This window comes from Pontibacter brevis (assembly GCF_054779655.1).
The window spans coordinates 191,054-204,909 of the sequence record NZ_BAAGXV010000025.1; the positions used below are offsets into that span (position 1 = coordinate 191,054).

The 13,856-nt window shown below is 45.8% G+C and carries 12 protein-coding genes and 1 pseudogene; 4 read left to right on the plus strand and 9 right to left on the minus strand.

Annotated features, from left to right (window positions below; all coding sequences use genetic code 11):
- Positions 1–36: 36 nt before the first annotated feature.
- On the plus strand, positions 37–441 hold the full coding sequence (locus tag ACYVB1_RS07420; RefSeq protein WP_460922259.1) for a phage holin family protein: 405 nt from the start codon (positions 37–39) through the stop codon (positions 439–441).
- 278 nt (positions 442–719) lie between these two features.
- Here ACYVB1_RS07420 and ACYVB1_RS07425 read toward each other — a convergent pair whose 3' ends face one another.
- From ACYVB1_RS07425 to ACYVB1_RS07440, 4 genes and pseudogenes are all read right to left on the minus strand, one after another.
- Positions 720–1,412 (minus strand): YetF domain-containing protein, encoded by a 693-nt coding sequence (locus ACYVB1_RS07425; RefSeq protein WP_460922261.1) that lies wholly within the window; start codon positions 1,410–1,412, stop codon positions 720–722.
- A 30-nt stretch (positions 1,413–1,442) separates the two neighbouring features.
- On the minus strand, positions 1,443–2,180 hold the full coding sequence (locus tag ACYVB1_RS07430) for a DUF421 domain-containing protein (RefSeq protein WP_460922263.1): 738 nt from the start codon (positions 2,178–2,180) through the stop codon (positions 1,443–1,445).
- A gap of 311 nt (positions 2,181–2,491) precedes the next feature.
- The gene (locus tag ACYVB1_RS07435; protein ID WP_460922265.1) at positions 2,492–2,854 is read right to left on the minus strand and encodes a DUF779 domain-containing protein; all 363 of its coding nucleotides are present in this window, start codon (positions 2,852–2,854) and stop codon (positions 2,492–2,494) included.
- A 64-nt stretch (positions 2,855–2,918) separates the two neighbouring features.
- Positions 2,919–3,932: pseudogene (locus tag ACYVB1_RS07440) on the minus strand (aldehyde dehydrogenase family protein); the annotation flags it as partial.
- Here ACYVB1_RS07440 and ACYVB1_RS07445 point away from each other — a divergent pair.
- Both ACYVB1_RS07445 and ACYVB1_RS07450 read left to right on the plus strand, forming a co-directional pair.
- On the plus strand, positions 3,886–4,113 hold the full coding sequence (locus tag ACYVB1_RS07445; RefSeq protein WP_460922267.1) for a helix-turn-helix domain-containing protein: 228 nt from the start codon (positions 3,886–3,888) through the stop codon (positions 4,111–4,113). The pseudogene ACYVB1_RS07440 and the gene ACYVB1_RS07445 sit on opposite strands and share 47 nt — an antisense overlap.
- A 323-nt stretch (positions 4,114–4,436) precedes the next feature.
- Positions 4,437–6,086, plus strand: coding sequence for an NADP-dependent glyceraldehyde-3-phosphate dehydrogenase (locus ACYVB1_RS07450; RefSeq protein ID WP_460922269.1), 1,650 nt, complete (start codon positions 4,437–4,439; stop codon positions 6,084–6,086).
- Positions 6,087–6,746: 660 nt separating this feature from the next.
- Here the strand turns inward: ACYVB1_RS07450 and ACYVB1_RS07455 are convergent.
- From ACYVB1_RS07455 to ACYVB1_RS07470, 4 genes are all read right to left on the minus strand, one after another.
- Positions 6,747–7,880, minus strand: coding sequence for a tetratricopeptide repeat protein (locus ACYVB1_RS07455; RefSeq protein ID WP_460922271.1), 1,134 nt, complete (start codon positions 7,878–7,880; stop codon positions 6,747–6,749).
- 72 nt (positions 7,881–7,952) lie between these two features.
- A complete protein-coding gene (gyrA, locus tag ACYVB1_RS07460) occupies positions 7,953–10,523 on the minus strand; it encodes a DNA gyrase subunit A (protein WP_460922273.1) in 2,571 nt (856 codons plus the stop codon).
- Positions 10,524–10,603: 80 nt separating this feature from the next.
- A complete protein-coding gene (locus ACYVB1_RS07465; protein ID WP_460922275.1) occupies positions 10,604–10,846 on the minus strand; it encodes a hypothetical protein in 243 nt (80 codons plus the stop codon).
- Positions 10,847–10,976: 130 nt separating this feature from the next.
- A complete protein-coding gene (locus ACYVB1_RS07470; protein ID WP_460922277.1) occupies positions 10,977–11,747 on the minus strand; it encodes an SDR family oxidoreductase in 771 nt (256 codons plus the stop codon).
- A 191-nt stretch (positions 11,748–11,938) separates the two neighbouring features.
- Here ACYVB1_RS07470 and ACYVB1_RS07475 point away from each other — a divergent pair, with 191 nt between their 5' ends.
- Positions 11,939–12,670 (plus strand): hypothetical protein, encoded by a 732-nt coding sequence (locus ACYVB1_RS07475; protein WP_460922279.1) that lies wholly within the window; start codon positions 11,939–11,941, stop codon positions 12,668–12,670.
- Positions 12,671–12,714: 44 nt separating this feature from the next.
- On the opposite strand, the gene ACYVB1_RS07480 is transcribed toward ACYVB1_RS07475, so the two are convergent.
- Positions 12,715–13,737: a metal-dependent hydrolase gene (locus ACYVB1_RS07480; RefSeq protein WP_460922281.1), complete on the minus strand. Its 1,023-nt coding sequence runs from the start codon at positions 13,735–13,737 to the stop codon at positions 12,715–12,717.
- Positions 13,738–13,856 lie beyond the last annotated feature (119 nt).

The following is a 13,856-nucleotide window of genomic DNA, read 5'->3' on the forward strand; positions in this document are numbered from 1 at the left end:
TAATAGGGTTCTATAGTTAAACAATAAAATAACACTATGGAATTCATAATAAACTTGTTTGTAACGGCTGGCGTCATTCTGATTCTGGCTTATGCAATGTCCAGCGTACATGTCAAAAGTTTCTGGACAGCACTATGGGTGGCCTTTCTGATTGCAATTTTCAATGCAACGCTCGGATGGCTGCTGAGCGGCTTACTAAACCTTTTTACCTTTTTCTTACTCGAAGCCATTGTAAGTTTGTTTGTAGTGGCCTTGATGATAAAACTGGTAGACAAATTAGTGGGTAATTTTAAAGTAGATGGTTTTCTTCCTGCCCTGATTATTGCGCTTGTTACAGCGCTTGCCATTGCGGCAGTTAGCTGGATAAGGGGAGGAAATGAAGAATATGCCATGCTGGAGTCAGCACCACAGCAAACAGAAATATACATGGCAGCTAAATAGTATTTGCTGCATAGGAATTAAAAAAATGTCCTGCACTTACTGGTGCAGGACATTTTTTATTCTTGACTGTTAACCTATTTCTACGATTCCATTACCAATTTAATACTGCCCATTAAATCGTTCTGCAGTCAATCTTCAAACTACATCCAGAAGAGATATGCATCTGCTTCAGATGTGTAAAATCGAGGATGCACGAATCAAATAGCATTGGTATAAAACCACTTTTAGCTTTAGAAGCAAACAACTGTGCCTGTAAGGCTGGTAATACTTCTGATTGTTTAGCTCACGATAGCATTTATCCATTTCTTCTGGCCACAATTGCTGCAGGGCCAATCTTTATCCTTCTCTTTTTCTATTATATTGCCGCAGGTGTTGCAGGCGTAGATACCTTGAGGCTCCTGTTGTTCTGCTCTGAACCCTTCGTCCCATTCTGGCAGGATGCACAGGCCGGGTCTTGGGTTCTCGTATATATAATTAGTAAATTCTCCCGTTGCCTCAAAATAAGATCTCCTCACTTTTCCCAGGTTGGTTATACCCGCATTCCTGAATTCTGCGAAAAGCCTGTCTGGTGTCACTCGGTTCAGTTTCATCACATCGAGTAGCATTTTGCCGTCTTCTACCAATACACTTATATCGCCTAAAACCACAAACTCCAGTTTGCTGCTTTTGTAGGTGTAGTAGGCAATCAGCCGCTGTATTCCCACCACTATCACTGCAATGATCAGGGCAGGCAGCATGCCTCTTTCCGGAGCCAGCATGGGTACTCCCACCGCTGCAGCTAACGACACCAAGGAGGCCAGTTCGTTGTTGCTGAGCGTAGAAGCCATGCGTTTCCCCATTATCCGCATCGACACCATGAGCAGGATATATATAAACCCGATCCGGAAAATGACCTCAATCAGAAAGCTCCAGGGAACATCCCCCAGAATAATGCGCATATAATCTGTTATGTCAATGTCTTCTGGTTTCATCTTACTGTATTGCTGTTTTGAATAAAATTTCTATTCAGCTGCTTCCTTCAATGTATATTCATTGTGGTTGGCAGGAATTGTATTAAAAGCGCGTGACCAGCTGTCAGCGCCGCAGCGCCCGCAAACATGGTTGGGGGTGTGCTCTTTTTTCTCTGTCTTGCCGCAACTGTTGCAGGCATATTGGTAATTGTCTTTTGGCTGATTCGCCAATAGTTCCTCGTCCTGCTTTGGCAACACACTAAGGCCAGGCTTTGGATCCACGTTCCTGAAGAGGCTGAATCTGCCGCTGGCTTCCAGGTAAAGTCGTTTTACCTGGCCCAGGTGCTGTATATCACTTTTGCGTAGCACCGCGAAAACCTGCTCCCGTGAAGCAGAGGCTTTCTTCATTTCGTCTAGCTCCAGGCACCCCTCCGACACCAGAAGGCTTATGTTCCCTTGTGTTATCTCCTCAATTTTTCGGTATTTAAAAGCTAGCCAGTTAAGGCCTCGCTGAAAGAGAAGTGTGCAGATTAGCACAACAATGGCTGGCAACATACCACGATTCGGTATTTGCATGGGCACCGCTACGATGGCACCAAGCGTAATCATGACAGACATTTCTGTAATGCTTAGTTGAGCGCTCATGCGCTTGCCTAGCAGCCGCAGCACAAGAAGCAGAATAATATAGATGAGGATGGTGCGCACAAATATTTCCCCCATAAACTCCCAATGCGTATCACCTATCAGGATCCGTTGCCAGTCCCACAAGTGAATCTCTTCTTTCTTCATCAACTTAAGGAAAAGTATATGTAGACTTTTTGCTGCTGTTTTTGAGAGGCAGCAGCAACTGGAATTTTTACGAAACGAAAGTTGTAACGTTGAAGATATAAAACGGTAAACACTGGAGGTAAACACGTAAAATCACTTCATACTGCTTTGTTTTTCAGGCTTATGCAAAAGCGAACCAAAGGGAATTGAAGAATATGAAGTTTTTATACAACTTGATTTACTAAGCCTCTGAAAACAAAAAATCCTGCACGCTTTGTGCAGGATTTGATGCAGGGGGGTACTTAATTCTACACTTTCTCAATTGTCTCTTGTTACAAAGGCTGTAGTTCAGCCATTTCTTTTTCTGAGAACATTCTGGACCTGATCAGGAAACGCAGGCCCAGAGGTATCTCCAGCGAGAAGCTGGAACCCCGCCCTGGCGTCACATCAAGGGTTAGTTGCGTATGTTTCCAGTACTCATACTGGTCACGGGCAATGTAGAACGGACAACCATGTACCTCTCCGAGCAGCACATCACTTTCGCCTACGCGGAACTCACCATCTTCAAAGCACATGGGTGTTGAACCATCACAGCAACCGCCGCTCTGGTGAAACATCAGCGGGCCGTGCCTGTCCCGCAACTGGTCTATTACTTCTTTGGCTTTATCTGTAACCTCTACGCGTTTTATCTCCATTATTTTTCTGTCTAAAAAAGAAAGCCCTGCAGTTTTGCTGCAGGGCTTCTGTTATACAAAACGATTAAAAGAAACCTAATTTGCTCTTGTTATAGGAGATGAGCATGTTCTTGATCTGGCGGTAATAATTCAGCATCATCTTGTGGTTCTCACGGCCAAAGCCGGACTTTTTATAACCACCGAACGGAGCGTGTGCCGGATAAGCGTGGTAGCAGTTTACCCACACACGGCCAGCCTGTATGGCACGCAGAATCTGATAGATCTCGTGCGCATCACGGGTCCAGAGGCCGGCACCCAGGCCATACAAGGTATCGTTCGCCAGCTCGATGGCTTCCTCTGTTGTTTTAAACGTGGTGACAGAGGTAACGGGGCCGAAGATTTCTTCCTGGAACACCCGCATCTTATTGTTGCCTTTGAATATGGTGGGTTTAATGTAATAGCCATTCTCCAGGCCGCTGTTGAGGCCGGCTGCACCGCCACCTGTCAGCACTTCGGCACCTTCCTGCTTGCCTATGTCCATATAAGAAAGAATCTTCTCAAACTGGTCGTTAGATGCCTGGGCACCAATCATGGTATCTTCAGAAAGAGGATGCCCCACTTTGATGGCTTCCGTGCGCGCAATGACACGCTCCATAAAGCGATCGTAAATGCTTTCGTGCACGAGTATTCGCGAAGGGCAGGTGCAGACCTCCCCCTGGTTCAGGGCAAACATGACAGCGCCTTCCACGCATTTATCAAAAAACTCATCGTCTGCATCGGCAATACTAGGCATAAAGATATTAGGGGACTTGCCTCCTAACTCCATCGTCACCGGCACCAGGTTCTCAGAAGCATACTGCATAATCAGGCGACCTGTAGTTGTTTCGCCTGTAAAGGCTACTTTGGCAACTCTCGGAGACTGTGCAAGTGGTTTGCCTGCTTCGGGTCCAAAGCCGGTTACTATGTTCAGTACACCGGCAGGTAGGATGTCTTTGATAAGCTCCATCAGCACCATGATGCTGGTAGGTGTTTGCTCCGCCGGCTTCATCACAATGCAGCATCCGGCAGCCAGCGCCGGAGCCATTTTCCAGGTAGCCATCTACATCCTCAAAGAGCGCATTCGGCTGGCAAAAAAGCATCTGCAAGATCCGCTTAATTCAGTTACGCAAGCCTGCTACATGGCAGGATTCCAGAACCTCAACTACTTTATCCGGGCCTTCAAAAACCAGGTAGGGCTTACACCAAAAGCCTATCAGCTGCAAAACACTGGCATAAGCTAAAGCGCTTTTCTGACTTGTTGCCTTAAGAAGAATCATTCCACCTCTCCTCAATTTTGTGCCGTACATTTCTTGCTTTTTGCTATATAGCATAACGAACACTCGTTAGCAGAATGATGATGTTATACTTGCATCATTATAAATATTTCAGCGAAATTGTCTGTTTATTTTATTTTTTTAAAATAATGCACTAGTTTTGTAAAGCTTTGGCAGTCTTATGTGCTCTAAGGTGGTGACTCGGGAACTCGTAACACAAGAGTTTAAAAGTATGCGGACCAGAGACAGGAAGCTGTCTTACAAAATATCGAAACCCAAATAAATGTGCAATGAGTGTAACTGACTTTGCAGAGAATGCAACTGAAGACCAGGTAAAATCAATTTTTGTTGAGGAAAATCAGATTCCGGAAGAATTTAAGCTGACACAGGAAATTCATCAGCGTGAATATTTATCCAACGGAGAAATGAAGCAGTGGGAGGGTGCTGTGCATACAGTCTATTCTCCGGTGGCTGTGAAAACACCTGAAGGTTATAAACGCAAAGTTATTGGCACTTACCCCATTTGCACAGAAAAGGAGGCAATGGAGTCGTTGGATGCTGCAGTAGCAGCTTATAACAATGGGCGGGGGCAATGGCCTACCATGAGTGTGCAGGACCGAATCCGCTGTGTAGAGCAGTTTACACATAAAATGATTGAGCAGAAAGACATTGTAGTGAAGCTCATCATGTGGGAGATCGGTAAGTCTGTGGCGGATTCTGTAAAAGAGTTTGACAGAACCGTTGAATATATTTATGCCACCATCGATGCGCTGAAAGACCTGGATCGGGATTCTTCCCGCTTCGAGATAGAGCAGGGCATTGTGGCGCAGATACGCCGTTCCCCGCTGGGCGTGGTGCTGTGTATGGGGCCTTTCAATTACCCGCTGAACGAGACTTTTACCACTTTGATTCCGGCTCTTATTATGGGTAATACCCTGCTATTTAAGCCACCAAAGCATGGTACGCTATTGCACTACCCGCTGCTGGAGGCCTTTAAAGCGTGTTTCCCAAAAGGCGTTGTGAATACCATTTACGGACGCGGTAATGCCATTGTACCGGGTTTAATGCAGTCGGGGCAAATAAATGTGCTAACATTGATTGGCTCCAGCAAAGTGGCTGATGAGTTAAAGAAACTTCACCCAAAGGTAAACAGGCTGCGAGCCATACTGGGCCTGGACGCTAAAAATGCCGCTATTGTAACGGAGAATGCGGATGTAAACCTGGCTGTTTCTGAGACGGTGCTGGGTGCGCTTTCTTTCAACGGGCAGCGTTGTACGGCCCTCAAGATTATTTTTGTGCATCGTTCTAAGGTAGATCAGTTCCTGGGGCAATTAACTGAAGCGGTAGGTAAGTTAATAATAGGTATGCCATGGGAGAAAGGGGTGGCCCTGACGCCACTGCCAGAGCCTAACAAACCAGCCTATCTCAAAGACCTGATAGATGATGCAGAAGCACATGGTGCGGCTGTGGTGAATAGAGGAGGAGGTGTTTCTTTTGAATCCTTTGTCTATCCTGCCATTCTTTACCCGGTAACACAAAAAATGAAAGTTTACCGCGAAGAGCAGTTTGGGCCCGTTATTCCGGTGGTACCATTTGATGACCTGGAAGAGCCAATCCAGTACCTGATTGAATCGACGCATGGGCAGCAGGTCAGCATCTTCAGCAACGATGCCACTGAGACAGCCGCTTTGATAGATCCGTTGGTGAATCAGGTGAGCCGTGTGAACATTAACTGCCAGTGCCAGCGCGGCCCGGATAAGTTCCCTTTCACCGGCCGTAAAGACAGTGCCGAAGGTACTTTGTCTGTAGTGGATGCGCTGCGTTCTTTCTCCATCCGGTCTTTGGTGGCTACAAAACTGAATGAGAACAACAAGCATCTCATCAACGAGATTGTGAACGAAGGAAATTCTAACTTCCTGAGTACAAAGTATATCTTCTAAAAAACAGAGTTGAGTACCTAATAAAAAAGGAGTCGTGGCTGTATGCTGCGACTCCTTTTTTATCTTAATAAACCAATAAAGCTTATATTGTTTCATTGGATGATATAAAAAATTAATGAAAAATGTATTTGCCTGCAACTTTACCCGTGGGAACTTGTAAGGTTTTTATAAGGAGCAGCTTATATGAAAAATTTCCTGTAAAAAGAACTTAAGAATCATGAAGATAACCTTACCGTCAGTTCTGCTTTATTTGTTTCTGCTTACTGCAATTATTATAGAGCTTGTCTGCTCTGATTTTGCAGGAATGAAAACTTACGAGATAATCAAAATAAGTTTACTAACGTTGTATCTCAGCATCGTTGTTATTCTGTACTTTATACAAAAGCAAACTTCCTGATTGTGGCACCTGCGACACTTGTCGCTACTTAACATAAAGTATATTATGAGTGACACTTAAAATAGATGTTTTACATCGTATATTATAAGTCTTATAATTTATATTATGTTAAATAAGGTGTAAAATATCTTCTGTACAGGCCTTGGATTATCTTCGTATTGCTGCTGCTTTCATACTTCCCTTCCTTGATTAACATGATGTGCTAAAAACAAAAAAAGGAAAGCAATGCCTGCTTTCCTTTTTCCATATAGACTAATTGGAAACTAGTTGTTCATCCTGGCACTGATTTTCTCAGCATCCGCTTTACGCTCTAAACGCGTGTACAGCTTAATCAGGTTTTGCATTGTAGCCTGATCTTTCGGCTGAATTTCAAGCGCCTTCTCAAAATAAGGAACTGCTGCCTGGTAATGCTTCTTTGCTTCAGCTTCAAGGGCTTTACCTTTCTTCTGGTATGTAGCATAGTCCATTTTAGCCGCTCTGTTGTTTACATCAGCACCTTTGTTGAACTCTAACACACCCAGGTTGTAGTTTGCATCAAAGTTGTTTGGCTCTATTTCAAGGGCTTTCTTGTAAGTTGCTGTAGCACCTTCCATATCTTTCTTGCGCTCCAACAGGTTACCTTTCACTGCTAAAAGGCTGGCGTTTTTAGGGTCTGCTGCAATAGCTTTGTCAAGTTTCTCCATTGCTTCATCGCCACGGTCGTTCTTCAGGTAATAACGAAGCTCTTCCTGCATCAGGTAAACGCTGTTTGGCTGTTTCTCTAAACCAGCAGCCAGAGCCTTCATTACTTCTTCATCAGAAGCTTCTGTAGCCTGCATCAACTGAATTTTGTTTTTGTAAACATCCTCCGTTGTGTGGCCCATTTGAATCAGGTTGTCATAGAAACCAATGGCAGCCGGATAATCCTGGTTTGCTGTAGAGGCATAAGCAGCATAAAGAACTGCTGTTGTATCTGTTGGGTTTATTTTGCTTGCCAGCTTATATTTTGCAATGGCGTTTTCCCAATCCTGGTTGTTGTGGAACTCTACCGCCTGGTTCAGCACCTGGCCGTACAACTGCTCTTTACGGGCAGGCACCTGCTTGGCAAACTCACCATTTTGACCATCCAACTCTACAGTTTTGTCAAAAGATTCCAGTACAACAATTGGTGTATTGTCATCTGCCAATTTACCATACACCGGGTTGCCGATCATATCCTGGTAAATGACACCACGGTAAAACCAGGTTTTAGCTTTGTCTTTGGTTTTCTTGTGTTCGATGGCCTGATTGATACTTTCCTGGGCTTTATCCAGCGTACCGTTCTTGTGGTTCAAGATGGCGCTGTTTACGGCCGAGTTTTGTGCACTTGCTACCGATATGCTTGCGGCTGCTAAGGCTGTCAAAAGTACTTTCTTCATACTTATATTTGAATGGTTTGTGATTGTTTGTGTAACGTTAAATAATTGGAAATTAGTTCGTTTACGCTAAACTTAAACTTCTTCGGTGTTTTCCGGCTCATCGTCTTCGCTTACCGGATCAATCATTTTATCTGGCTGAAGCGAGTCTTCCGGATTCAGTTCAGACTGCTCTAATACAGTTTCCACCATTTCATCCTCATTCTCCATTTCAACTTTTGCTACTGAGGAAATCTGGTCGTTTTCATTGAGCTTGATCAACCTGACACCCTGCGTGGCTCTTCCGATAACACGGAGATCTGCTACACGGAGCCTGATAGTGATACCTGAACGGTTGATAATCATCAGGTCGTCTGTATCCACCACCCCTTTGATAGCAATCAACTTACCGGTTTTGTCCGTTATATTCATGGCCTTTACGCCTTTACCGCCACGGTTTGTGATGCGGTACTCATCCAGGAGCGAGCGTTTGCCAAAACCGTTTTCCGAGACAACCAGCAGTTCTGTGTTCTCATCTGTAACACAAACCATACCAATTACCTTGTCATCCGGTCCGCCAAGTGTTACGGCGCGAACGCCAGCAGCGTTACGTCCCATAGCACGAACCTGGCTTTCATTAAAGCGAATGGCTCTGCCAGACTCCAGCGCTATAATAATTTCGCTGCTGCCATTTGTCAGCTGCACATCCAGCAGGCGGTCACCGTCGTTGATGGAGATGGCATTGATACCGTTTGTGCGAGGGCGTGAATAAGCTTCCAGGGCAGTCTTTTTGATTGTTCCCTGCTCAGTAATGAACACCAGGTTGTGGTTGAGCACATAGTCCTCGTTTTTAAGGTCTCGCACATTCAGCACCGCACGTACTGTGTCCTCTTTCTCAATCTGGATCAGGTTCTGGATAGCACGGCCCTTAGAGGTCTTCCCTCCTTCCGGCAACTCGTATACTTTTAACCAAAACACACGGCCAGATTCTGTGAAGAACAGCATGTGGTGGTGCGTATTGGCAATAAACAGGTGCTCTGTGAAGTCATTTTCCTTAGATGCAGCTACTCCCCTTGAGCCTACACCTCCGCGGCTCTGGCTGCGGTACTCGCTCAGAGAGGTACGTTTGATATAGCCTTCATGCGAGATGGTGATGACCATGTTCTCTTCCGGGATCATGTCCTCATATGAGATATCGCCGGTGCTGGCCTCAATGCTGGTGCGGCGCTCGTCTCCGTAGCGGTCTCTGATCTCTGTCAGTTCATCTTTGATGATCTGCATACGCAGGCCTTCATCATTCAGAATGGCTGTTAAATGGTCGATCAGCTTCATGATTTCCTGGTATTCCTGCTGAATCTTGTCACGCTCCAGACCAGTTAAACGCTGCAGACGCATGTCCAGAATAGCACGAGCCTGTATTTCAGACAAGCCAAAGCGTTCCATCAAACCATTGCGTGCAATCTCCGGATCACGTGAAGAACGAATCAGGTTGATCACCTCATCCAGGTTATCCAGCGCTATGAGTAATCCTTCCAGGATGTGAGCCCGCTTCTTCGCTTCATCCAGTTCATACTGTGTGCGGCGAATAACAACCTCGTGCCGATGCTCCACAAAGTAGTGGATCAGCTCCTTCAGGTTCAGTGTCATTGGGCGGCCTTTTACCAGCGCCACGTTGTTTACACCAAAAGAAGACTGCAGTGCGGTGTACTTGTACAGGTTATTTAGCACCACATTCGGAATCGCATCACGCTTCAGGTCATACACAATGCGTAAACCATCACGGTCAGACTCGTCACGTAAGTCCGCAATGCCTTCAATTTTCTTTTCATTAACAAGCGCTGCCGTTTTCTCAATCAACGAAGCCTTGTTTACCATGTAAGGTATCTCGGTAATAATGATTTGCTCCTTACCGGAAGGTGTAGTTTCGAAGTTGGCACGCCCACGCATCAGCACCCGGCCACGGCCTGTTTCGAAAGCGGATTTAACACCATCGTAGCCATGGATAATACCGCCTGTCGGGAAGTCTGGAGCAGTAATGTACTGCATCAGTTCAGCTATCGTGATGTCTTTGTTCTCGATGTAGGCAATGGTGCCGTTCACCACCTCTGTCAGGTTGTGCGGTGCCATGTTTGTGGCCATACCTACCGCAATACCAGAAGTACCGTTTACCAACAGGTTCGGAAACTTGGCTGGCATAACTGATGGCTCTTTCAGGGAGTCATCGAAGTTGGGTACAAAGTCAACAGTGTTCTTGTCGAGGTCGGCGAGCAGTTCATCCGCCATACGCTTCAGGCGTGCCTCCGTATAACGCATCGCCGCCGGGGAGTCACCGTCTATAGAGCCGTAGTTACCCTGGCCATCTACCAGCGGGTAGCGCAACGACCATTCCTGGGCCATTCGCACCATGGTTTCATATACAGAAGAGTCTCCGTGTGGGTGGTATTTACCCAACACCTCTCCTACTATCCTAGCCGATTTTTTATACGCTTTGTTATAAGATACCCCCAGTTCGGACATACCGTAAAGCACGCGGCGGTGCACAGGCTTCAGTCCATCCCGAACGTCAGGTAAGGCTCTTGAAATGATAACAGACATTGAATAGTCGATATACGCACCACGCATTTCGTCTTCAATGTTGATCGGTATTATTCGTTCGCCTTCGATCATGTCTAAAGTCTTAATTTTGTAATTAGGTTGGTTGTTAAATTCAGGCAAGTTAGGCAAAAATGCCTTAACAGCTATATAGGCTAATTCTTATTTATGCTTTTATCGTTTCTGTTAGGAACTGTTTCCTTGGAAGTTTTAGGCAGCTTCTGCCCCATTTTGGGGTTTTGTTTTTTCCAGATAGGCTGCCCTCTGAATTCCTGCTCGCCATGCGGATGCACCATGCGCACCTGGCAGGAGGCAATAGGGCAAGCCGGTTTACAGGAAAATAAAGTAGCAGAGAAAAACGCAATAAGGACAATAAACAGCAATCTGGTTGTAGCCATAGGTAAAGGTTAAAAGAGCCTGCTACTACAGCAGGCTCTCAATTCCATATCATACAAAAGTAATCATTTTTGCTTTAAATATCCAGCAAAAATAGATGTACTTTCTGCCAGGGGAACGGCCGCATTTCGCCTACAAAGGATGGAAGCCATTGATGGTAAAGCCCCCGTCTACTGCCATTGTCTGCCCCGTAATATAGGCTGCAGCGGGCATGCAAAGAAAAGAAACAGCACCGGCAACATCCTCTGGTTTACCCACCTGCTGCATGGGGGTGCGGCTGACAACCGCATCGTAAAAGTCCTGATTCTGGAGTACGGTCTGGGCCAGCGGTGTGCTGATGTACCAGGGAGCCACCGCATTCACCCTTATGCCGTCTTTTGCCCACTCAGCGGCAAGGTTCCGCGTCAGCTGGTTCATGGCTGCTTTTGTCATGCCATAAATGCTGCCAGTGCGCACGTGCACTAAACCTGCCACCGATGAAACATGTATAATGTTGGCTTGCCCGGATTTCTGAAGAAGGGGGTATAAGGTGCGGTTCAACTCGAAAGCTGAACGGAGGTTCGTGTTCATGACGTAGTCATACTCCTCTGCAGTGTATTCCGCGGTGGGCTTTCTGACGTTGGTGCCTGCATTGTTTACCAGTATATCAAGTGCTCCCCATTGCGCCGCTACCTGGTCTGCCAGTGCCTGTCGGCCTTCCGGGCTACTAACGTCAGCAGAAAAAGTGTATAGACGCTCCGGGTACTGCTCTTTCAGGCGCTTCAGGTCCTCTTCTTTTCGTGCTACCGCCAATACTTCTGCCCCCAAGGCAATGAAATCGTCTACAATAGCTGCACCTATTCCTTTTGAACCTCCCGTAACAACTGCTTTTTTACCAGATAGTGACCATCTGTTTTGTGCCATATTAAAATTTTAAATGTTTAATGATAGTTATAAGAACGTAAATTGAACTGAAATGACGCTTTCTAAATTAAGGATATAATTTGCTGCTGATTTTTTAATTTCCAGATTATTTTTAAGTAAATTAATGGGACCATTGCAGCATGTATATCTTCTGAATTGACCCTTGTTCACCACTTTAATCAGGTTTTGTTATGACTAAATTTGCGCTCCTCCTCCCCCTGGCTTTGGCCTCTCAGGTAGCCTTTGCTCAATCTGCTTCCACTCCCGTTGGTCTTGATGCTGAACGCAATTTAGCAGAATTAGGAAACGGCATGAATGCGACCATGGTGCGCACTTATGACAACAGGTACGAAGGGGTGAAAGGCACTCCTTTCTTCCGTGAGGACTGGAACAAAGCCACCATCACGAACAAAAACACTGTTTACCGTAATGTGGATGTGAAATACAATGTCTACGAAAATGTGCTCTTGTACCGGAGCGATGACGAAAAAGAATTTGTTTTAAATCCATCTAAAGTAGACAGCTTTGTTTTAACAGACAGTAAAACGAAGAAGGGATATACTTTTAAGCAGGTTCCTGCTTTAGCTACTCAGGATGTAAAACTCCTGAGCCAGTTTGTGGTTGTACTTCATGAGGGAGAAAAGGTGCAACTGGTGATGGTGCCTGAAAAAGCTTTTGTAAAAGCAGATTTCAAGGGTGCGTATAGTTCAGGAAAAACATACGATGAACTGGTAGATTCCCAAAGCTTTTACCTGATAGGTTCTGATAAGACTGTAAACAAGGTGAAACTCAATAAGAAAAGCCTGCTGAAGGCCTTGCCAGATAAAAAGGACAAGGTGCAGGATTATGCCGCCTCCAACAATTTAAACCTTAATTCCGGGGAAGGATGGGCAAAAGCGCTGGCTTATTATGAGACGCTCTAGAAAAAAAGATGAACAATAAAGGATAAGGCGCTTTAACAGGCGCCTTATCCTTTTATACCCCTGATGCGCTGCAGGTAAGACTTCAGGTAAGCCGCGTCTATCTTAGGCCTGTTATTTATCTCCTCTACTTTCAGTTGCCCCTGCTCATCCTGCCACACATGGTACACGAACACATACTGCCCTCCCTGTTCCCGCCACCCATCAAACTTGCCGAAGCGCAGGTCCCGTATCAGTACTCCTGCCTCATCTGAAGGCACAACTGCGTAATAGCCCTTCGTAATCTCCAGCAGTCGCTCCAATGTAGGGTGGCCACGATAGGGCTGCAGAAGTTCAGCCTGCTGCGGCACAAAGTCAAACGCTACTGTTTCATCCTCATCCAGCAACGAGTAAAACCCGTTGTAAAACCCTTTTTCATCTTTCGCAGTGGCAGACCAGAAGATGGTATTCATCGGAGTGGGTTTGCTGATAAAAGAAAGATAGCTTATCTGTTGCTGTTGAAGGCTTTTCCTGAAGATATTGTCTGCAGCAGCCTTGGCCACGAAGGAAAAAAGAATATAAACAGAGCTGATGCCGAGGCCTGCATAAACAAGGCGTCGCCTGGTTGGCTTGTGCCGTGCATAAAAGGCAGCTGCCAGCACGCATAAGAGAAAAGGAACTGTGAAGAAGGGATCCACCACAAAAAGATTATAGAAAGCAAAACCATAATTGCTGAAAGGCCACAGCACCTGAGTACCCCAGGTAGTAAAGCTGTCAAGCAAGCTGTGTGTGGTAATACCAAAAAAGAAAAGCAGCGTCCAGGTACGGAAGCTTACATCCTGTTGCCGGTACATCCGCCGAAGCAGCAAGCCCAGCAGCGGTGACACAAGTATGGCAAATAGCAGTGAGTGCGTCAGAGAACGGTGAAAGCTTAACTGCTCCACTGTGTCCAGCCAGGGGTTTGCCAGCGTATCCAAATCTGGAATGGTGCCGGCAATTGCGCCCCAGATCATAGCCTTGTTGCCAAGCTTTCTGCCTGCCAACACGTCCCCTACGGAAGCCCCCATTACTATGTGCGTCAGTGAATCCATGGTAAGATATTTCAATCTAAAGCGTGAAAAGTGTCAACAGCTGTTCCTGGGAAACCCGCAACAGCCTGCAAAAGTATAAACTCCATAGTAAATGCCACATGGCTGTCATACATAATGCA